General features: G+C 68.2%; 17 protein-coding genes and 1 pseudogene. 7 read left to right on the forward strand and 11 right to left on the reverse strand.

The features are described 5' to 3' along the window. Positions 1–52: 52 nt before the first annotated feature. From OG394_RS19085 to OG394_RS19095, 3 genes are all read right to left on the reverse strand, one after another. A complete protein-coding gene (locus OG394_RS19085; RefSeq protein ID WP_328996753.1) occupies positions 53–3286 on the reverse strand; it encodes a S8 family peptidase in 3234 nt (1077 codons plus the stop codon). A gap of 107 nt (positions 3287–3393) precedes the next feature. Beyond that, positions 3394–3666 carry a DUF3017 domain-containing protein gene (locus tag OG394_RS19090; protein WP_328996754.1) on the reverse strand — a complete coding sequence of 91 codons (273 nt, stop codon included), beginning with the start codon at positions 3664–3666 and terminating at the stop codon, positions 3394–3396. Continuing rightward, positions 3666–4520 carry a bifunctional methylenetetrahydrofolate dehydrogenase/methenyltetrahydrofolate cyclohydrolase gene (locus OG394_RS19095; protein ID WP_328996755.1) on the reverse strand — a complete coding sequence of 285 codons (855 nt, stop codon included), beginning with the start codon at positions 4518–4520 and terminating at the stop codon, positions 3666–3668. Before OG394_RS19095 ends, OG394_RS19090 begins: the two co-directional genes overlap by 1 nt. A 107-nt stretch (positions 4521–4627) precedes the next feature. Between OG394_RS19095 and OG394_RS19100 the strand changes: the two genes are divergently transcribed. Further along, positions 4628–5176 (forward strand): TetR/AcrR family transcriptional regulator, encoded by a 549-nt coding sequence (locus OG394_RS19100; protein WP_328996756.1) that lies wholly within the window; start codon positions 4628–4630, stop codon positions 5174–5176. A 43-nt stretch (positions 5177–5219) separates the two neighbouring features. Then, positions 5220–7388, forward strand: coding sequence for an MMPL family transporter (locus OG394_RS19105; protein WP_328996757.1), 2169 nt, complete (start codon positions 5220–5222; stop codon positions 7386–7388). Positions 7389–7482: 94 nt separating this feature from the next. Here OG394_RS19105 and OG394_RS19110 read toward each other — a convergent pair whose 3' ends face one another. Both OG394_RS19110 and OG394_RS19115 read right to left on the reverse strand, forming a co-directional pair. Beyond that, positions 7483–8316, reverse strand: a complete 834-nt coding sequence (locus OG394_RS19110) for a hypothetical protein (protein ID WP_328996758.1) — start codon at positions 8314–8316, stop codon at positions 7483–7485. A gap of 19 nt (positions 8317–8335) precedes the next feature. Beyond that, positions 8336–8830, reverse strand: a complete 495-nt coding sequence (locus tag OG394_RS19115) for a SigE family RNA polymerase sigma factor (RefSeq protein ID WP_328996759.1) — start codon at positions 8828–8830, stop codon at positions 8336–8338. Positions 8831–9019: 189 nt separating this feature from the next. Here OG394_RS19115 and OG394_RS19120 point away from each other — a divergent pair, with 189 nt between their 5' ends. The 3 genes from OG394_RS19120 (at position 9020) to OG394_RS19130 (ending at position 12218) form a co-directional block, all read left to right on the forward strand. Further along, a complete protein-coding gene (locus OG394_RS19120) occupies positions 9020–10006 on the forward strand; it encodes a pirin family protein (protein WP_328996760.1) in 987 nt (328 codons plus the stop codon). A gap of 191 nt (positions 10007–10197) precedes the next feature. Then, complete coding sequence (locus tag OG394_RS19125) at positions 10198–10965, forward strand: hypothetical protein (protein WP_328996761.1); 768 nt, start codon at positions 10198–10200, stop codon at positions 10963–10965. A gap of 101 nt (positions 10966–11066) precedes the next feature. Next, the gene (locus tag OG394_RS19130; protein WP_328996762.1) at positions 11067–12218 is read left to right on the forward strand and encodes a serine hydrolase domain-containing protein; all 1152 of its coding nucleotides are present in this window, start codon (positions 11067–11069) and stop codon (positions 12216–12218) included. 12 nt (positions 12219–12230) lie between these two features. Here the strand turns inward: OG394_RS19130 and OG394_RS19135 are convergent, their stop codons facing one another. From OG394_RS19135 to OG394_RS19145, 3 genes and pseudogenes are all read right to left on the reverse strand, one after another. Continuing rightward, positions 12231–12860, reverse strand: coding sequence for a phosphotransferase (locus tag OG394_RS19135; protein WP_328996763.1), 630 nt, complete (start codon positions 12858–12860; stop codon positions 12231–12233). An 84-nt stretch (positions 12861–12944) separates the two neighbouring features. After that, complete coding sequence (locus OG394_RS19140; protein ID WP_328996764.1) at positions 12945–14249, reverse strand: glycoside hydrolase family 18 protein; 1305 nt, start codon at positions 14247–14249, stop codon at positions 12945–12947. An 89-nt stretch (positions 14250–14338) separates the two neighbouring features. Beyond that, positions 14339–14572, reverse strand: a pseudogene (locus OG394_RS19145) (TetR-like C-terminal domain-containing protein); the annotation flags it as partial. 50 nt (positions 14573–14622) lie between these two features. Between OG394_RS19145 and OG394_RS19150 the strand changes: the two are divergent. Beyond that, on the forward strand, positions 14623–15315 hold the full coding sequence (locus OG394_RS19150) for a hypothetical protein (RefSeq protein WP_328996765.1): 693 nt from the start codon (positions 14623–14625) through the stop codon (positions 15313–15315). Between the two features lie 61 nt (positions 15316–15376). Here OG394_RS19150 and purH read toward each other — a convergent pair whose 3' ends face one another. The 3 genes from purH to OG394_RS19165 all read right to left on the reverse strand — a co-directional run bounded on the left by purH (position 15377) and on the right by OG394_RS19165 (position 18859). Further along, entirely contained in the window at positions 15377–16945 is a 1569-nt protein-coding gene (purH, locus tag OG394_RS19155; RefSeq protein ID WP_328996766.1) for a bifunctional phosphoribosylaminoimidazolecarboxamide formyltransferase/IMP cyclohydrolase, read from the reverse strand. Beyond that, on the reverse strand, positions 16942–17562 hold the full coding sequence (purN, locus tag OG394_RS19160) for a phosphoribosylglycinamide formyltransferase (RefSeq protein WP_328996767.1): 621 nt from the start codon (positions 17560–17562) through the stop codon (positions 16942–16944). The genes purH and purN overlap by 4 nt, the downstream gene beginning before the upstream one ends. A gap of 82 nt (positions 17563–17644) precedes the next feature. Next, the gene (locus OG394_RS19165) at positions 17645–18859 is read right to left on the reverse strand and encodes a cell division protein PerM (RefSeq protein ID WP_328996768.1); all 1215 of its coding nucleotides are present in this window, start codon (positions 18857–18859) and stop codon (positions 17645–17647) included. 134 nt (positions 18860–18993) lie between these two features. Between OG394_RS19165 and OG394_RS19170 the strand changes: the two genes are divergently transcribed. Next, a complete protein-coding gene (locus OG394_RS19170; protein WP_328996769.1) occupies positions 18994–20337 on the forward strand; it encodes a hypothetical protein in 1344 nt (447 codons plus the stop codon). Positions 20338–20365 lie beyond the last annotated feature (28 nt).

The raw sequence follows: 20365 nt of genomic DNA on the forward strand, positions 1-20365 counted from the left end.
TACCAAGACGTCCGGAGCACCCGCGAGTAAGGGTGCTCCGGACGTCGCTGTTTCAGCCGAGGCGGTACGCCCGGGTGATGGTTTGCTTGGTCGTGTTGCCCGCGGAGTCGACGGCGCTCGCCTTGAGGGAAACGAACGCCCCGCGCGGGGTGGCGAAGAGGGCGACGTACGACGTGGGCCCGGTGCGTCGTACGACGGCCCTGGTCCACGTCGTGCCGTCATCACCCGAGGTCTGTACGTCGACCGCGGACGCCGTCGGCATCACCGCACCGGACTGGACGTCGAGCCGGAACGGCAGTGCCGTCGCCTTCGTACGGCGAGCGGTATTGCGCGAATCCACGTCCGGCTGGAACCGGATCGTGCGAATGGGCAGCCGCAGACCTTCCGCGCCCGCCTGGCCCGATCGGAACGTCCAGACCGAGTCGGTGCGGGTGGACAACGGCGAGAGCGACCGCGTCACGGACTGTTCCGCGCGGAACTCGCCTTCGCCCGCCGGCAGGTCTGCCGCCGCCACCTTGACGCCACCGGCCTCGGCAACGAGCAGACCGTCCCGATAGAGCTTGGTGACGGCCGAATCCGTGATGGTCGCGCCCGCGTTACCGGCCGCGTCTGCATACGGCCACACGTTGAAGGTGAGCTCGTTACCTGCCCTGACGGCACTTCCCGCCACTGCGAGCGGTCCGGACACGGCCGCCCATCTGGAGTCCAGGTAGGACCCGGCTACTGGATAGTTGCGGGGGCTCAGCCTTAGCCGGCCGGTCAGCGTCCAATCAGGACCTTCTTCCACCTCGTGATGCCCGCCCCAGCTGACCTCGCCGGCCTCCAGGAAGTTGACCACCTTGAACGGCCGATCGAAGGTCAGCCCCGTGGACCAATGCGCACTTGCCCCGGGAACGGCGCCGAACAGGAACTCGATGGATCGTCCACCCGGTTCGTCGGCGTGGTGCGTGGTGGTGACCTTCGCCAGCTCCGCGTCCCGGACGACCCGGTGATCGCCGTCGAAGTAGCTGCCGGTTCGGGTGCTGAACAGCCGGTACACGTACGGCGAGTTGTGGAACTTGTCCTCGCCCGACGGCACCGCCCAGCTCGTCGCGTTGTACGCCTTCAGGTGGTCCGCCGGGGCCGGATCCCCCGCAGAGCCGACGTACAGCCCGGATAATGTGTCGCCGCTGACGCCAGCGTCGAGGCCACCGACGCTGCCCTTCCGGGAATAGCCGAGCTCGTATTGCACGAGCTTGACCTCGGGCCGCGGCACGGTAATGCTCACCGGTCGGGTGCGACGGAAGTCGGTCGTCACCGATAACGCCTTGTCCACCAGGAGTTTCGGGCGGACAACGTGGTACGACGCGTCGCCGGTGTCGAGCCGCCCGTCGACGATGTACTCGCCCTTCGGCAGACGCAGGTGGGTCGTGGCGGCGCTGAGCCACTGAATCTCGCTCTGCCCGTCGAGACCGAAGAGCGCGGTGACCGCTTCGGTGGGTCGACCGTCGGGGCCGGTGTGGTTGACCGTCACGTCGTAGCTCTCGACCTCCTTCACTACGGCGATCGGGGTCACCACGGAGCTGCCGCCGCCGGTCGCGACAACCCGGCCGGTGTAGGCGCCGTCGGGTCCGTTGTGCCGAGTGTCGGAGGTGAGCCGGACGGTCGCCGTACCGCCGGCCGGGATGGTGACCCGGTCCTGGTCGAGGCCCAGCGCACCGGCCGGTGCGGGACTTCCGTCCGGCGAGCTGATGGTCGCGGTCACCGACAACCCGACCTCCGTCGGGCCGAGATTGCGATAGGTCAGCTCGCGAGCGACCGGCGCGTCATCGGTGTGCGGCCACTGGACGACGCCGAACGAGATACTTCCCGGCACCGATACGACCGACTGGCCGATCGCCCGGCCGAGATCCACCCGGCCCGAGCCCTGTTCGAAGACGGTCTGCCCGGCGATGGGTTTCGCCGCGGCCATCAGCGCGCCCTTGAGGTCATCGCCGCGCCAGTCCGGGTGCTGCCCGGCGAGCAGGGCGGCGGCCCCGGCCACGTGCGGCGAGGCCATCGACGTACCGGACAGGCGGGTATGGCCTTCGCCGACCGGTTCGCCGAGCTCCGTGTCCGCGGCCCGGGCCGCCACGATGCCCACCCCGGGCGCGGTGACGTCCGGCTTGATCCCGCCATCGCCCAGCCGCGGCCCGCGGCTGGAGAACCACGCCAGTCCGTCCTGACCGTCGACCGCTCCCACCGCCAGCGCGGCCTCGGCGGTCGCGGGCGAACCCATCGTGCCCCGGCCCGGCCCATCGTTGCCCCCGGCAACTACGAACAACGCACCGGTCTGAGCGCTGAGCCGGTTGATGGCGGCCTCGACGGGATCGACCCCGGCGGTGTCCTCCTCACCCAGGCTCACGTTGATCACCCGGGCGGACTTCTCCACCGCGGCCCATTCCATCGCGGCGATGATGGCCGAGTCCGGGCACTGGCCGAACACGTCGCAGACCTTCGCGTCGAGCAGCTTCGCATCGGGCGCGACACCTCGATAGGGGTCTCCCCGGCCGGCCACGGTCGAGGCCACGTGCGTGCCATGGCCGCCATTGTCGCCCGGCTGGTCGTCGATGAAGTTGCGCGCAGCCACGACCTGACCCGCCAGATCGGGGTGAGCGGCGTCGATCCCCGTGTCGATCACCGCCACCGTCACACCCTTGCCGGTGTGGCCCGCCTGCCAGGCTGCCGGCGCACCGATCTGCCGGACCGACCGGTCGAGCAGCGGGCGGCGTTTGCCGTCCAGCCAGATCCGGTCGATCCCCTCGGCCAATCCGGTCCAGGGCCGCGCCTTCGGCAGCCGGACCGCGGCGCCGTTGACAGCCGGCAGCGAGCGCAGCACGGTTGCCCCCGGCAACTTCGGCCGCGGTCCCCGATGCCGGTACGTGAGCAGCAGCGCGGTGTCCCGGCTGTGCGCGTCGTCGTACCCGGCTTTGATCAGGCCGGTGATGCCGAACAATCGCCGGTCCACCCGGCCCTTCGCCACCTCGGTCGCGAGGTCGGCGGGGATGACGCTCAACTCACCATTGGCCCGGTAGGTGCCGAACCGCATGCCCTTCCGGCCCGGGCCTGCCGTGATCGAGATCCTGGCCGGGTCGCCGCCGTGCAGGCGCACCTTGTCCCCGGTGATCAGTGTCACCGTCGGATCGGGCTCGACTCTCAGTTGGCCCGCGGCCGGCTGGGCTGGGGCCGCCTGGCTTGGTCCGCCCCCGGTGGTCGCCAGGGCCAGGGCGATCACCCCCACTGTCCATCGTCTCGCTGTCGAACTCACGTCGTGTCCTCACGCTCGGCATCAGAGCAATCGCTCATCTGCGGAGACTGGTGAGAACCCGGAAACGTTGGGTCGCCCCGACGCCCCGACGCCGCTGCGGGCGCGGGTCAGTTGGGGATGATGACGGCGAGCAGGAAGATGACGGCGCCGACGCCGCCGAGGAAGAAGATGTCGAAGGTGCGGCCGCGCACCCGGAGCAGGCCCGCGCGATCATCGCTCAGCACCAGCCGGAGGAAACCGGCCAGCAGCACCCCGGCCGCGATCAGCGCGGCACCCCGGCGCCAGCCGTCGAAGGTGAGAATGAACAGGCCGGCCACCGCGACCAGCCCGGCCAGCGCCAGCGGCCATTCCTGCCGCAGCGACGTCTGAGCGGGAGGCATCAGCCGCGAGCCGCTTCGGCGGCCTCGACCACGTTGCTGAGCAGCATCGCCCGGGTCATCGGGCCGACACCACCGGGCATCGGCGCGATCCAGCTCGCCACCTCGCGGGCGGCGATGTCGATATCGCCGACGATCTTGCCGTCGGGGCCGCGGCTGGTGCCGACGTCCATCAGTACGGCGCCCGGCTTGACCATGTCGGCCGTGACCAGCCCGGCGAAACCGGCTGCCGCGATCACGATGTCGGCCGTGCGGACGACCGACGCGAGGTCCTTCGTACCGGTGTGGCACTGGGTCACGGTCGCGTTCTCGCTGCGCCGGGTGAAGAGCAGACCCATCGGCCTTCCGGCGGTGACACCCCGGCCGATGACGACGACGTGCGCGCCCGCGATCGGTACGTCGTACCGGCGGAGCAGCTCGACGCAGCCCTTCGGCGTACAGGGCAGGGGGCCGTCCTGGCCGAGCACGAGCTTGCCCAGGCTGACCGGGTGCAGGCCGTCCGCGTCCTTGTCCGGGTCGATCAGGCCGAGGATCGCGTTGGTGTCGATGTGCTTCGGCAGCGGCAGCTGGACGATGAAACCGGTGCAGGCCGGGTCCTCGTTGAGCTCGCGCACCTTGGTCTCGAGCTCGGCCTGGCTGACGGTGGCAGGCAGCTCGACCTGGATCGAGGCGATGCCGACGGCCGCGCAGTCGCGGTGCTTGCCCGCGACATAGGCATGGCTGCCCGGGTCGTCGCCGACCAGGATGGTGCCGAGCCCCGGCACGATGCCCGCCTCGGCGAGTTTGCTGACCCGCTGGGTCAATTCCGCCTTGATCGCCGCCGCGGTGGCCTTGCCGTCCAGAATCTGTGCCGTCACAAGGGTGAAGTCTGCCATCACCGGCGCTGGGGCTCGCCACGGCCTGTGGGCCAGCTCACTGACCGCGTGGTTGAAAACTGGCCGCATGGTCAGGCAAGCTAGGTGACATGGCAGCCATCCCCGTCCGTGAACGCACTCGCCGCGAGATCGAGCAAGAGGCGATCCGCCTGTTCGGGACCAAGGGCTACGTGGCGACGTCGCTGCAGGACATCGCCTCGGCGGTCGGCTGCTCGAAGGCGACCGTGCTCTACCACTTCAACGACAAGGCCGGCGTGCTCGTGTCAGTGCTCGAGCCGTCCGCCAACCGCCTGTCCGCCCTGGTGACCGAGGCGGCCGCGCTGCCGGCGGCCGAGGCGCAGCAGCAGACCATGACCTCGTTCATCGAGCTGGCCGTCGAGGCCCGCGGGCTGATCAGCGTGCTGAACGACATCGTTCCGATCCTCGGTGAGATGCCCGAGTTCTCCGGACTGCTCGCCGCCGGTGAGCAGATGATTCGCCTGCTCGCCGGGACCGATGACGAGCTCGAGCTGGCGATGGCGCGCTATGCGGTCAACGGCCTGCTGGCCGAGTGCCGCGATCCCGCCCAGCGGCCCGACGACGAGTTGCGCCTGATCTGCCGTACGGCGATGCAGCGGTTGCTGCCCGCCGTCTCCTGACTGTTCTGCTTCTGCCCGCCGCCCGATCTGTGAACGGAATCCCATGGCGAACCTGCTCTACCGGCTCGGCCGGTACTCCTACCTGCACCGCCGGCTGGTCGCGTCGGTCTGGGCGCTGCTGCTGGCCGCGCTCGGCATCGCCGCACTCACGCTCGGCGGCCAGACCGCGAACGCCTTCTCCATTCCCGGCACGGAGTCGCAGCGCGCGCTCGACGATCTGAAGACGGCTCTGCCCGCGGCGAGCGGTGCGAACGGCTCGGTGGTCGTCAAGGCGCCCGCCGGGCAGACACTGCAGTCGCCCGCGCTGAAGGCCGCCGTGATGGCGACGGTCGCCGAGGTGGCCAAGGTGCCCGACGTGGTCGCCGCCGTGGATCCCTACACCACCAGGGCGATCAGCGCCGACGGGACGACCGGACTGATCACGGTCCAGTTCACCAAGGCGGCCGAAGAGTTGCCTAAGGCAACAACTGAGGCGTACGACGAGGTCGGTGCCGCGGGTCGTGCCGCCGGGCTGGAGGTCGCACCCGGTGGCGGCATCGTCGGCACTGTGCCGGAGATCGGCGCCACGGAGGCCGTCGGCGTGGCGATCGCGGCGATCGTGCTGGTGATCACGTTCGGCTCGCTCGTCGCGGCCGGGATGACGTTGCTGACCGCACTCGCCGGAGTCATCGCCGGTATGGCTGGGCTGTTCCTGCTTACCGCTTTCGTGGACGTTTCCTCGACCGCTCCGATCCTGGCGCTGATGCTGGGCTTGGCCGTTGGGATCGACTACGCCCTTTTCATCAGCTCACGCCATCGCAGCCAACTAGCGGACGGTATGGAGCTAGAAGAGTCTGTGGCTCGCGCAACCGCTACAGCCGGTTCCGCCGTACTGTTCGCGGGCGCGACGGTTGTGATCGCTCTCGCCGGTCTGAGCCTTGTGGGAGTGCCGTTCCTGACTGCGATGGGCCTTGCCGCGGCAGCGACCGTTTTGACCGCCGTACTGGTCGCGATCACGCTGCTGCCCGCCATGCTCGGGTTCATCGGCACCCGCATCCTTTCCCGCAAGGCCAAAGCTGCTGTGCATGAGACGCCCAAGGAGGGCTTCGGCTTCCGCTGGGCTCGCCTGGTGACGCGCTTCCGCGTACCGGTGGTCATCGCGGCCGTTGTCGGTCTAGGCGTGCTGGCGCTCCCTACGCAGGACTTGCGGCTCGCACTGCCCGACGGCTCGACGGCAGCCGCCGGTACGAACCAGCGCACGGCGTACGACTTGTCGGCGGCAGCGTTCGGCCCAGGTTCCAACGGCCCGCTGGTCGTCATAGTGAAGGACACAACGCCTGCAGCCACTGCGGCTCTCACTGGCCAGGTGACGAAGACAGTGCAGGGTCTGCCGGACGTAGTCGCCGTCACCCCCGGCCCGGCCAGCCAAGCCGGTACGACGCAACTGGTGACGGTAATCCCGGCAAGCGGCCCGACGACCGAAGCGACGGCAGACCTCGTCCGGAACATCCGCGACGCCGTACAGCCGGGTGCAACCGGTTCTGTCGCCGTGACGGGTCAGACCGCGGTCGGGGTGGACGTGTCGGCCAAGCTGAGCGCTGCCCTGCCGAAGTACCTGCTGGTGGTCATCGGGCTGTCGTTCCTGCTGCTGATGCTGGCTTTCCGCTCGCTGCTGGTGCCGCTCAAGGCCACGCTGGGCTTCCTGCTCACCATCGGCGCGACCTTCGGGCTAACGGTCGCGGTCTTCCAGAACGGCTGGGGCGCGGAGCTGCTCGGTGTCGACAACCCCGGGCCGATGGTCAGCTTCCTGCCGATCATCATGATGGGCATCCTGTTCGGCCTGGCGATGGACTACGAGGTCTTCATCGTGTCCCGGGTGCGGGAGGAGTTCGTGCACGGGTTGCATGCCCGCGAGGCGACCATCGCGGGTGTCGGTCACGGCGCCCGAGTGGTGACGGCGGCCGCGCTGATCATGGCGGCGGTGTTCGCCGGCTTCATCTTCGTGGAGGACCCGGTCATCAAGACCATCGGTTTCGGCCTCACCATCGGCGTACTGATCGACGCCTTCGTGGTCCGGATGACGCTCGTGCCCGCCGTACTCAGCCTGATCGGCGACCGCGCCTGGTCCTTCCCCCGCTGGCTTGACCGGATCACCCCCAAGGTCGATATCGAAGGCGAAACCCTCCGCCCGGCGCCCGCCACGCCGTCGGAAAAGGAACTGACCTCCGTCTGACCCAACCTCTCCGTTCATCGGTCCGAATACGGCCTGCGCACAGCGTGTATACAAGGCGTATTCGGACCGATGAACCTATTTCAGGAGGCGATCGTCAGTTCCCTGCTGTGGGCAGGTGCGTCAGGATCGACCGGGGGTCGGGGTTGGACTCGTCGGGCACCCACTCCGGGTGCGATGCCCAGCTCTGGATCAGCGCGGAGAAGCGCGGTTCCGCGGCCACGTCGAGCATCTCCTGATCGCTGAGCGGCGGTTCCGCCGACTTGTCGGCGAAGAAGTACAGGCTGACCGACCGGCCGCGGATCAAGGCGGTCAGGGTGACGGTGGACTTCTTGGTGCGGCTGTCCGGCTGATGATCCGACATCGCCCTTCCCCCATCTGGCAGGAGGCGGGTGGCGCAGCTGGCGACCGGACTGCCCGGTCCCTGCGGCCCGCAGGTTGTCGAAGGCTGACCGGGCATCGGTTTGACCAGGTTGAAGGTGATCGCGAAGGTCTTGCCACCAGCGGTCACCCGGTAGCCGTTGGAGGTCGCGGTTTGCGGGATCACGGCGGTCACCGGCCCGAACCGATCCGGCAGTACGGTCGACAACTCCGTCGCGATCTGCTTGCGGAACGCGTCCGGCGGCCCGGTGTACTTCCCCGGCTTGGCCGACTGTCCCGCGCCGGGCGTCGACGGGGTGCTGGGCACGGCCTGCGGCGGCGGCCCGATCCCCGGTCCTGCGACCTGCGTCTCCGGTCCCGGCTGCAACACGGCAACCGCCGCCACGGCCAAGCCGGCACTGACCATCAGACCACCCAGCGCCGCCACCCCCCGGCGGCGCCGGACACTGCGGCGGCCGGCGATGACGGTCCCGGGTACGGCGTCGGGCATCGGCTCCAGCCCGTCGAGTTCACGGTCGAAGGCCTGCTTGATATCGAAGTCGTTCGTCATGATGTCCTCCTCGTCCTGCTCAAGGGGTGGAGAGCGCGTGGAAGTCGTCGCCGAGCCGGTCCCGTAGCACCGCCAGGGCACGGGAACTGTGCGACTTGACCGTTCCGGTACTACAGCCAAGGGCGCTTGCGGTCTGCTCGATGCTGAGGTCCTCCCAATAGCGAAGGACCACCACCGCCCGTGCGCGGGCCGGCAGTTCCGCCAGCGCGGCCAGCAGCGTCATTCGCAGGTCGTCCGACCGGGGTGCCACCGCCGCGTCCGGTCGGCGGAACCAGTCCCACTCCCGGCGCCGGCGCCGCTCACCCTCGACGAAGGTGCGGACCAGCGTCTTGTAGCTGTAGGCGTCCACGTTGTCCGCCCGCTGCACCGACGGCCAGGCCCGGTAGAGCTTCAGCAGCGTGCTCTGGACCAGGTCCTGGGCTTTGTCCCGATCCCCGCAGAGCAGGTACGCCTGGCGATACAAACGCTGCTGCCGGACCGCGGCGTACTCCGCGAATTCCTCGTCCCGTGGCACCCGCACTCCTCCCGACTCGCTTCCTCTTACACCCCTTCAAGAGCACGCCCGGGCCGGAAAGGTTGAGGTCGGTCCGGAAATGACCGTAGCCCGCGATCCCTCGCACGGGTGGGCGGGAATTCGCGGGACCTTGCTGCGGTTGAGCTGGGTAGTTTATTCTTGAATTATCTGAGAGCGAGGAGCCCACCCATGCCCGCCGTGACCGTCTCCGACATCACCGTGCTGCCCCGGGTCGAAACGCCGGATCCGGCGCTGACCTCGGAGCGCGCGGTGCGTTCCGTCACCTCCGCGCCGAGCGGTTTCGAAGGTGAGGGATTCCCCGTCCGCCGGGCCTTCGCCGGGGTGGACATGCGCGACCTGGATCCGTTCATCCACATGGACCAGATGGGCGAGGTGGAGTACGCGCCGGGCGAGCCGGTCGGCACTCCGTGGCATCCGCACCGCGGCTTCGAGACCGTGACGTACATGCTCGACGGCATCATGGAGCACCAGGACTCCAACGGTGGCGGCGGCGTCATCTCCAACGGCGACACCCAATGGATGACCGCCGGATCGGGCCTCTTGCACATCGAGACTCCGCCGGAGCACCTCGTCGTCAGCGGCGGCCTTTTCCACGGCATCCAGCTCTGGGTCAACCTGCCGCGAGCGCTGAAGTGGGCCGAGCCCCGCTACCAGGACATCCGCGGCGGCGACTCCGCACTGCTCTCCACGCCGGACGGCGGCTCGCTGATCCGAGTCATCGCCGGCTCGGTCGCCGGCCACAACGGGCCCGGGTCGACACACACCCCGATCACGCTGGTGCACGCGACGGTGAGCCCGGGCGCCGAGATGGTGCTGCCCTGGCAACCGGACTACAACGCCCTGGTGTACGTGCTCGCCGGGCAAGGGACGGTCGGCAACGAGCGCCGCGCGATCCGCAAAGGTCAGCTGGCGGTCTTCGGCCCCGGCGACACCCTGCGTACGGCGGCCGCGACCAGCCAACCGCAGGCCGAGCCCAACCTCGAGGTGCTCGTCCTCGGCGGCCGGCCGATCCGCGAGCCGATCGCCATGGCCGGCCCGTTCGTGATGAACACCCGCGCCGAGGTGGTCCAGGCCTTCGAGGACTTCCAGGCCGGCAAACTCGGCACCATCCCAGCCGTCCACGGCGCCCCGACCGAACTGCGCGAATCCAACTAAACCCAAAGCCCAACTAGTGTCCTGCGCCGGAAGTTGTTCGAGTGTTTTCGGTGTTCAGGTGCGTGCATCGCGGTGCTGGCGGAGCGTCCTCGATGCGGAGCATCGTGGATGGTTCGCCAGTGCCGTGAGGTGCGTGCCTGGGCGCCGAAAACACCGAAGAACTTCCGGCGCAGGACACTAGCCTGGCAGGCATGACGATTGACCTGCTGCTGGACGAGGGATTCGGGCTCGACGTCGAGGCGCACTGGGGTGCCGGGTTCCTGCCCGGGCGATACCTCCCGGGCACGCCGAGCTGGACCTGGCCGGAGCTCGTCACGCCACACCTGACCGGCATCAGCGCATTACTCGACCTCGGCACCGGCGAAGGTGGCATCCTGGCGAACCTGCCAGGCCTGCCACCTTTCACCGTTGCCGCCGAGGAGTGGCTGCCGACCGTGCCCGCGGCCGCGAAAACCCTTGCGCCGAAGGGGATTCGCCTCGTCGTCTGTGGCGGCGGCCAGGACAACACCAATCCGGACGGCCCGCGCCGGGTGGGACTGCCGTTCCGCGATTCGTCGTACGACGTGGTGCTTTCCCGGCACGAGGCCTTCGACCCTTCCGACGTACGACGCGTGCTCAAACCGGGCGGCGTCTTCGTCACCCAGCAGGTCGGCGCCGACGAAACGGCCTCGGTACGGGCGTTGTGCGGGCTCGACCCGAAGGCGGAAGTCTGGGACCTCGCGGAGTCGATCCGCCAGACCGAGGCCGGCGGCCTGACCGTGACGGCGTCGGGCGAGGAACGTCCGGCCAGCACCTTCACCGATATCGCGGCGCTGATCGGCTACCTCCGGACCATCCCCTGGTCCGTCCCCGAGCTCGACCGCGACACGATGCGCTCGACCTTCGAACGCCTCCACACCCAAGGCCATCTCGAGGCGGTAAGCCACCGCTTCTGGCTAACCGCCACTCGCGCGCACTGAGGTCGTTGGTATAGCTGGCTCTACCTTCGGTTGGGGAGGTCGCTGGCGGGTGCGAGGGCGCTCCGGCTGACAGGGTTTGAGCACTGTCAGAAGGAGGAGCGATGAGGAACAAATTGCTGGCCGGGGTTGCCGCGGCAACACTGCTGGTAGGCGCGGCCGCGGCACCAGCCGCCACCGCCATAGCCCCCGAACGCGCCGCGTCGAGCCGGTCGGACGTACAGAAGCAACTCGACGGCCTGGTCCGGGAATGGAAATTCCCAGCGGCCTTGGCATCGGTGGACGATGGAAGAACGCAGCGGTCGTACACGGCAGGCCGTTCGCAACTCGGCGGCCAGCAGCCGCCACCCCGGGACGGACGGGTCAGGGCCGGCAGTAATACAAAGACCTTCGTCGCGGCCGTCGTCCTGCAACTGGTTGCCGAAGGCAAGGTACGACTCGACGCGCCGATTGAGGACTACCTGCCGGGACTGGTCCGCGGTAAGGGGATCGACGGCCGCAAGATCACCGTACGACAGCTGCTGCAGCACACGAGCGGCCTGCCGAACTACACCGCGCACATGGATCTCGCCGAGTTCGAGAAGATCGTCAACCGGTACTACCAGCCGCGCGAGCTGCTCGACATCGCGCTCGCTCATCCGGCCAGCTTTCCGCCCGGCACCAAGTGGGAGTACAGCAACACCAACTACGTACTGGCCGGTTTGCTGATCGAACGCGTCACGAGCCGCCCGGTCGCGGAGCAGGTCACAGATCGCGTCATCAAGCCCCTCAACCTGCGTGGCACCTACTGGCCGGCTGTCGGCGACAAGACGATCAAGGGCCGGCACCCGCATGGCTACACGCATGTGGATGGCATGGGCGTCATCGACGTGACCGAGCTGGATCCCTCGTGGGGATGGGCGGCCGGCCAGCTCATCAGTACTCCCAGCGACTTGAACCGCTTCTTCAGCGCACTGCTGGGTGGACGCCTTCTGCCCGCCGCTGAACTGGCGGAGATGAAGAAGACGGTCCCGGCGGAGATGTGGCCCGGCGGGCGCTACGGCCTCGGCCTGGTCAGTACGCCGCTCTCGTGCGGCGGAATCTACTGGGGCCATGGTGGCGACATCCCGGGTTACGAGACCAGGGGCGGCGTCACCACGACCGGCCGCGCGGCCTCGATCGCCGTGACGGCTCTCCCGGGTACGTTCGAGCCGGAGAACGCCGAACGGGCCGCCGCCGCCGTACTCGCCGCTGTCGACACCGCCTTGTGCAGTTGACGAAAACCCCGGCTAGCGAGCGTTGGCCAGGTCGATGTAATACGTGATGCGAGAGTCGAGTGGGTCGCCGCCATACGCCTGCACAAAGGCGGCGGCCTGCCCGTCGTACTGCGGGTTGAGGCCGTTCGAAAGGCTGTTGTACATCAGCGCGAGATCCACATACCGCGGCCCCACCCCAAGCGAGTCGACATCCAGCATGCCGGTGAAGCGCAACGTTTCGGGATCGACGAAGACGTTGGGCGCGCAGAAGTCGCCATGTGTAACCACCTCGCGCGTGCCGGGAAAGGGCGACTCGAAAGGGCAATCGGCGACGTCGAGTTGGTGCAGCGCTCGCAGCCCAGCCGCCATCGCCGCGATCACCGCGGGCCGATCAGCCACCGGCCAGGGCTGGGACGTGTCCCGCCCGGGCAGTTCCGACGTGAGCATCCAGTCGTCACCCCGGTCACGCACCAGCGGGCTGGGGAAGTCGGTCGCACCCAGCCAGAGCAAGCGGTCGCACTCAGCCGAGACACCCGCTCCAGCCTTGTAGTAAAGGGTTTCCTTCCGGCGCTCGAGCCGAACCACCGTGGCCGACGAGAACCCGATGGCGACCGCCTCACCGCGCTCCGCGCCGAACTTCCGCACCACCGCATCGACCGACATCGGACCAGTCTCACCGATCGCCGGGCCGGTTGCGACCGAATTGAACCGGCCCTGGGAGCGACAGGCTCCCAGGGCCGGATGAGGTCAGCGGAGGCCGCTGTACAAGGCGGTGATGAGTTGGCCGTCGGAGGTGTCGCCGTCCAGGGACCAGATCATCGCGCCGGACAGGTGCCGGTCGGAGATGTAGCGAGCCTTGCGCTTCATCTCGATCGGGTCATCCCAGGTCCAGAAGGTGTTGCCGTCGTAGAGCCACGCGAAGCCCGCCTTGTTGTCCCGGTGAACCTGGAACTTGCTCAGCTGAGGCTTGAGCAGGCGGTAGTCCTCATAGCCATCCTCGTACGTCGCAGGCGCCGCGCCCGTCGCGGGCTGGAAGAGGCCGTTGTTGGTCGGGCCGACACCGGTCCAGCCGCGGCTGTAGAACGGCACACCCATGACCAGTTGGCTGCGAGGCGCTCCGCGCTGCAGGTAGGCGTCAATCGTGACCTGCGAGCTGAACTCGCTAGTGCTGGGATCACCGGCCGGACCGTCGATAGCCGACTGCTGGTTCGTGATCGGGTCCCACGAGCCGTGGTAGTCGTACCCCTGTGTGGTCGCGAAGGTGAGGTCACGGAAGACCTTGCGGACCTCGAAGCCCTTGTCGATCTGCACCGGGTCTGCCGGCAGGAACGCCGTCAGGTTGTGCCGGCGATGTGTGTTCCACGAGAGCTTGTTGAGCTGCTTGCGGTACTCCCGGACGAGCGCGGTGAAGTTCTGCTTGTCCTCAGGCCGTACGACGTTGCCGGCGTTGCCTTCGCTGGCAGGCCACTCCCAGTCCAGGTCGATGCCGTCGAACACGCCTGCGGCAGCACCAGCGGGTGCGCCCGGCAGATCGCCCTTGATCCACATGTCCAAGCAGGACTTCACATGGGCCGCACGGGATTTCTTGGTGAGCGCGGCATTCGAGAAGTACTTCGAGCCGGTCCAGCCGCCAAGGGAGATGCTGACGCGCAGCTTCGGGTACTTGGCCTTGAGCTGCTTGAGCTGGTTCAAGTTGCCAGCGAGGGGCTGACCGGCTTCATCCGCCTTCCCGCTGACACTCTGCTCAGCGGTGAAGGGACGCTGGTAGTCGGCCCACGGATCGCTACTGACGCACTTGCCGGCTTCGTCGAGGAAGCCAAAGGCGTAGTTCAGGTTGGTGAGCTTGGCGGCCGTACCGTTCTTGATGAGGTCACTGACCAGGAAATTGCGGTCATAGCCACTCCACTGGGTGTAGTAGCCGACCACGCGCTTGGACGTATGCCCGGCGGTCGCTTCGGCGGAAACGGAAGCAGAGGCGGGCGCGGTCACCCCCAGCGGGATCATGACGGCACTGGCCACGAACAGGGGCAGGCCGAACTTCTTCCACGACATTGTTCTCCCCAACGGGCGGTTTGAGGGACGCGAGCGCGATCACCATAGGCCCGCGCCTATGACTTAGGCAATGATCGTAAGGAAAGTTATCAGTCCGGGATGACGCCGGCGAAAGTCAGGTCGAGGATCGTATCGAGCTGGGACATGCTGACCGGACGGGTGCGCAGGAGCAGGCGGTAATAGATGGGCGCGTAGAGCATGTCCACCACATCGAAGGGATCCACGTCGAGGCGTAACTGGCCGTCCTTCTGAGCCTTCCGCAGGCGCTCGACGCAGAGGTCGATTCGAGGATTCAGCAGGTCCTCGACAAAGGATTCGGCCGTCGTCGGAGGATCCGCCGAAGAGGGCCGAGCGTCCGTGGAAGGGAATCGTCGTGTCCGAAGCCTTGGTTCGCAGGTACACCGGCCTGTTCGGGATCATCGCCAGCGCGCTGATCGTGGTTCAGGTCCCGCTCTACTTCCTCTACTCCGGTGCTCCGCCGGACTGGAACATCCTGACCCGCAGCCTGATCGGCATCGTGGGCTGCGTTTTCTACATCCTTCTCTTCACCGGGCTCCGCCAACTGATCCACCAGGTCGACCTCGCGTCGGACTGGATCGCGGGGGTGATCCAGTCGGCCGGGCTGCTGTGGGTGGCGATGGTCTTCGTGCCGCAGTCCATGGAGGCCGGGGCCGCCATCTCGGTCGCCCAGGACATCGACACCACCAGGGAAGGCCCGTTCGCGGCAGCGCAGTACCTGATGCAGGGCTTGATCTCGCGCCTGCTGATGGGGCTGTTCCTGATCGCCCTGGGCATCGTCGTCATGCGCCTACGGCTGCTGCCCCGCTGGGTCGGGGTTTCCGCCTACGTGCTGGCCGCGATCAACCTGGCCTTCGTGCCGGCGCTGTACTTCGGTGACGACCCGGCCAACTTCTACAGCGCCCAGGGCTGGGGAACCACAGCGAGCATGGGAATGCTGTGGAGCCTCTGGACCTTGGCCGTCAGCATCAGCATTCTCCGCAGCTCCCGACGAGCCCCGGCGGCGACAACCGCCTGGCACAGCCCGTCAATCTCCATCCCCAGCTGAAAAAATGGCCTTTGGTGGACCCCGTCAACCGGGTCCACCAAAGGCCGAATAGCCATGAGGATCAGTGGAAGAAGTGCCGCGTTCCGGTGAAGTACATCGTGATCCCGGCCTTCTGCGCGACCTCGATCGCCTGCTCGTCCCGGATCGAACCACCCGGCTGTACGACGGCCTTCACGCCGGCCTCGATCAGCACCTCGAGCCCATCCGGGAACGGGAAGAACGCGTCCGACGCCGCGACCGAACCGGCAGCCCGCTCGCCCGCACGGGAAACCGCCAGCTTGCAGGAGTCGACCCGGTTGACCTGGCCCATCCCGACACCGACCGAGGCGCCCTTCGACGCCAGCAGGATCGCGTTGGACTTGACCGCGCGGCAGGCCTTCCAGGCGAACTCCAGCTCAGCCAGGTCGTCCCCGCTCAGCGCCTCACCGGTGGCCAGCGTCCAGGTGGCCGGGTCGTCGCCCTCAGCCTGGAAACGGTCGACGTGCTGCATCAGCATGCCGCCGCTGATCGGCCGGAACTCGACCGGCACCTTGTGCTCGTCCGGCGGGCACACCAGCACCCGGATCGTCTTCCTGGCCTGAAGAATCTCGACCGCGCCGTCCTCGTAACCGGGCGCCACCAGCACCTCGGTGAAGATCTCCGCGACCTGCTTGGCCATCTCGACCGAGACCGGCACGTTGGTGGCGATCACACCGCCGTACGCCGAGATCGGGTCGCACTCGTGCGCCTTGCGATGCGCCTCCGCGACGTCCGCACCGACGGCGATGCCACACGGGTTCGCGTGCTTGATGATCGCGACGGCCGGCCGGTCGAAGTCGTATGCCGTACGCCGGGCGGAGTCCGCGTCGACGAAGTTGTTGTACGACATCTCCTTGCCGTGCAGCTGCTCGGCCGAGGCAAGCCCGCCACGCCAGCTCTTGTACAACGCGGCCGGCTGGTGCGGGTTCTCCCCGTAGCGCAGCACGGCCGACTTCTCCCAAGTCGCTCCGGCCCAAGCCGGGAAGCCCGAGCCCTCGCTCGTATCGGTCAGCACGCTGCCCATCCACGAGGCCACGGCCACGTCGTACGACGCGGTGTGCGCGAAAGCCTCGGCGGCGAGCCGCTGGCGCTGGGCCAACGTGAAACCGCCGTCCGCCAAGGCCTGTACCAGTTCCGGGTAGCGCGCGGGGTCGACGACGACGGCCACGTTCGCGTGGTTCTTGGCGGCACCGCGGACCATCGAGGGCCCGCCGATGTCGATCTGCTCGACGCACTCGTCCACCGTCGCGCCCGAGGCCACGGTCTCGATGAACGGGTAGAGGTTGCTCACCAGCAGGTCGAACGGCTCGACCCGCATCTCCTGCAACTGCTCGACGTGCGTCTCGAGGCGTACGTCGGCCAGCAGGCCCGCGTGCACCTTCGGGTGCAGCGTCTTCACCCGGCCGTCGAGGCACTCCGGGAACCCGGTCAGCTCCTCGACCTTGGTCACCGGCACACCGGTGGCGGCGATCCGCGCGGCGGTGGAGCCGGTCGAGACCAGCTGGACGCCGGCGTCGGACAGGGCCTTCGCCAGCTCCTCCAGCCCGGTCTTGTCGTAGACGCTGATCAGCGCGCGACGGATCGGCCTGCGGTCCTCGGCGGCGGTGCTCACGGGATGGTGACCTTTCTTCCGGTGATGGTCCAGCCCTCGCGGACCAGGCGGCCGACGGCGTCCACCAACTGGCGGCGCTCGACGTCCTTGATCCGTTCGGTCAGGGTGTCTTCGGTGTCGTCGTCCAGCACCGGTACGACGACCTGGGCGATGATCGGCCCGGTGTCGACGCCACCGTCGACGAAGAACAAGGTGGCGCCCGCGACCTTCACGCCGTACTCGAGGGCGTCACGCGGGCCGTGGATACCGGGAAAGCCCGGCAGCAGGGCGTTGTGGGTGTTGATGTAGCGATCGCCGAAGGCGGCCAGGAACTTCTCCCCGACCAGCTTCAGGAACCCGGCCGAGATGACCAGATCCGGCTGGTACGACGCGACGGACGCGGTCAGCGCGGCATCCCAGTCGGCGCGCTCGGTGTGGTCCTTGACCCGGTGCACGAAGGTCGGCACACCTGCGTGGTTCGCCCGGTCCAGACCCGTGATGCCGTCGCGGTCCGCGCCGACGGCGACCACCTGAGCGCCGTACGCGGGGTCGGCGCAGGCGTCCAGCAGGGCTTGCAGGTTGGAGCCGGAGCCGGAGATGAGGACGACCAGACGCGCGGGTTTCGGCGCTTCGCTCACGCGGCGTTCCCAATCACAGAGAGGACCTTGTCACGGAGGCCACCCTATCGGTGCCCCTTTCGGGGAGCTCTATCGGTGCTGCTCAGGGAGCTCGGCGGGCGCCCACGATCGCCGCGGTGATGGCGGCGCCGATGGTCACACCGGCCGCGACGACTCCCGCCCCCGCGAACGGCCCGACGACGCCGAAGGAGGCCATTCGCCCCGGACCGGCAGAGCCGCCTGCGAGCAGGAAGAGCACTAGGAGCACCAGGCCCGCCACAGGCCCGGAGAAGGCCGCACGAACCGCATAGGCGTCCCAGCCGATCAGATCGCCGTCAGGCCCGCCACTGACCCTCCGAGCGACAACCAGGCCTGCGGCTACTCCAGCCAGCAGAGGGACCAGCCCGGTCAAGACCAGCAGGTACGTCGGGGTGGCGCCGTCAGCGGGCACAGCCGCCAGGAGCGGTAGCGCCGGCAAGCTGCCGACGTCGACCCCGGTAGGCGCCACGGTTGTCCCGACGCCCAGCGAGAAGCCCGGGCCCGCGATGAAGGATGCGGCGTACACGATCGCGTTGGGCAACAGCACCAGGCAGATCCCGAAGAGGACCACAGAGCCAACTACGCCCGAGTCAAGCGCCTCCAGCATGGTGGTGGCCCGGCTGAAGTGCAGAACCAGCATTACGGCGAACAGCACGGCTGCGGCGGCCAGTACGGCGGCAACGGCCGCGAGCGCCCCTGCGATCATCTGGCGGACCCAGTGCGGTGTGGCCTTCGCAGTCGCCATGAGCGCGCCCGACTCGGCCATGACGCCGAGAGTGCCTGCGACCACCGCGAGGCTTATCGCGCCCAGTAGAGCCGAGAACGGGGAGATCTTCACTGAGCCGTTTGAGGCCAGCACGGCGACGATCAGCGCGCCAACGCCGTACCCGACGGCTAGAACGCCGGTAAGCGTCAGTAGTTCGCGAGGCTCACGGGCGCCGCTCAACCGGGTCGCGAAGCGGCCTGCCCGGTAGAGGAAGTAGGAGAGCAGCAGGGTGAGACCCAGCGGCGCGAGCGTCAGGGAGCCTCCACTGATCGTGACGCCGGTCTTGTGGGCCGTGAGCCAGATGGCCGCGCCCGCCCGCATGGCGCTGGACGCACCACCGAACGTCGCGGCGAGCCAGCCGATCACCGCGACCACCGAACAGGTCAGCAGCCCGCTCAGCAGGCAGGCTCCCGCCGCGACCAGTGCGGGCAGGACAACTGGCTGTGATATTCCACTCCCAGACCGTGAGGGCTGGTCTTCGCGGGTGCCCGGGCGGTTCACCGTGTCTGTCATCTGACTCACATCGTCTCGTCTGTCCGGGCACCACTCGTGCGGACACGCCGACTGTGAAAGACTTCGCCCCGCTTGGTCCCCGTCTTGCCCGACTGGATACCGTCGGGTAGATCAGCGAGAAGGACGAGGAGTACATGACCGGCCAATCCGGCCCCAGCGTGCCTCCCGGCGGCAGCCCCCGCCCCCGGGTCAGTCGCGCCGCCCTGCGTGAGGCCCGGCGCAAACAGCGCCGCCGGCAGACCCAGCTCATCGCCGGCGGTGTCGCCGCGGCCGTTCTCCTCGTCGGCGGCGGCATCATCGCCGTGTCCGCGCTCGGCGGCGGCAAGGACGATCCGAACGACAGCGGTGGCCAGAACAAGTCCGACTCCAAACTGCTCAGCAATCCGGGTGTGTTGATCGACACAGACGACGCGGATCTGCTCTCCAAGGGCAACTGGACCATCTCCCGCACCACCGATGGCACCGAGTCGAAGCAGCCGTCGTTCGCCTGCCAGGCGCAGCGCTTCGCCGACCCGGCCGGGATCCGGACCTGGGTCCGGGTGCTGCGCAACCCGAACAACCTGGACACCGCCGTCGAGTACGTCGAGGTCTCGAACGACGCCGGCACGGCCCAGAAGGCCTACAGCACGATCGCCGGCTGGATGAGCGAATGCGCTACGCCGCAGATCCGGCTGCTGTCCAGTTACCAGGCCGTCGGGCTGGGCGACAAGGGCCTGATCGCGGTCTTCGGCCAGCCGATCGGGAGTGATCGCAAGCGGTTCCGCACCCTCGCGGTGGTGACCAGCGGCCAGGCCACGCTCGTGCTCGAGCACAACACCATCGGAGCCACCCAGCCCCGCGCTGACGCCATGCTCGCGGCGGCGAGCGCCGGGGTCCGGCGGATCTGCGCCGAGACCGGCACCGGTTGTGGCAGCACCCCCAAGCTCGACTCGAGCCTGCTGGCGACCGACGAGCCGAAGGGCTTCATGGCGCCGATCGACCTGCCGGTGCTGAGCAAGGTGGACAAACCCTGGGTGAGCGTGAAGTCCGCCGCCCGGGACGGTACCGGCTGCGAGAAGATCGACCTGCCCAAGGCGAAGGCGACCAAGTCCCGCTGGCAGACGTACGTCGTACCGGACGCCGAGGTGCCGACCGAGTTCGGCATGGACACGATGGTGGCGGAGTTCAAGGACCACACGGTCGCGGAGCAGTTCATCACGACGCTGCGCAAGGCCGTCGACAACTGCAAGAAGACGTACTCCACCGCGACGGTGAAACGGACCGACTCGGTGAACTGGTTCGGTATCCGCGGTCAGACCTGGCGGATCGTGTACGACGCGGGCGCGAGCGGCAAGCTCACGTACCGGGTCGGCATCGTCCGGGCCAGCAACCGTGCGGCGTACGTGATGTTCCCGGTGCTGAAGGGGCTCGACATCACGGACGAGGCCTTCCGGGACTTGCTGATCCGGGCCGGCGAACGGTCCTTGTACTTCCGCTAGTCACGCAAAAGGCGGCCGCTCCCCGAGG

The organism is Kribbella sp. NBC_01245, assembly GCF_036226525.1.
Classification (GTDB): Bacteria; Actinomycetota; Actinomycetes; order Propionibacteriales; family Kribbellaceae; genus Kribbella.

Coding starts and splice junctions, on each gene's coding strand:
- OG394_RS19125 (WP_328996761.1), top strand. CDS start 10,198: ATGACGATTGACCTGCTGCTGGACGAGGGATTCGGGCTCGACGTCGAG.
- OG394_RS19105 (WP_328996757.1), top strand. CDS start 5,220: ATGGCGAACCTGCTCTACCGGCTCGGCCGGTACTCCTACCTGCACCGC.
- OG394_RS19165 (WP_328996768.1), bottom strand. CDS start 18,859: ATGACAGACACGGTGAACCGCCCGGGCACCCGCGAAGACCAGCCCTCA.
- OG394_RS19130 (WP_328996762.1), top strand. CDS start 11,067: ATGAGGAACAAATTGCTGGCCGGGGTTGCCGCGGCAACACTGCTGGTA.
- OG394_RS19100 (WP_328996756.1), top strand. CDS start 4,628: ATGGCAGCCATCCCCGTCCGTGAACGCACTCGCCGCGAGATCGAGCAA.
- OG394_RS19120 (WP_328996760.1), top strand. CDS start 9,020: ATGCCCGCCGTGACCGTCTCCGACATCACCGTGCTGCCCCGGGTCGAA.
- OG394_RS19090 (WP_328996754.1), bottom strand. CDS start 3,666: ATGCCTCCCGCTCAGACGTCGCTGCGGCAGGAATGGCCGCTGGCGCTG.
- OG394_RS19170 (WP_328996769.1), top strand. CDS start 18,994: ATGACCGGCCAATCCGGCCCCAGCGTGCCTCCCGGCGGCAGCCCCCGC.
- OG394_RS19140 (WP_328996764.1), bottom strand. CDS start 14,249: ATGTCGTGGAAGAAGTTCGGCCTGCCCCTGTTCGTGGCCAGTGCCGTC.
- OG394_RS19135 (WP_328996763.1), bottom strand. CDS start 12,860: ATGTCGGTCGATGCGGTGGTGCGGAAGTTCGGCGCGGAGCGCGGTGAG.
- OG394_RS19110 (WP_328996758.1), bottom strand. CDS start 8,316: ATGACGAACGACTTCGATATCAAGCAGGCCTTCGACCGTGAACTCGAC.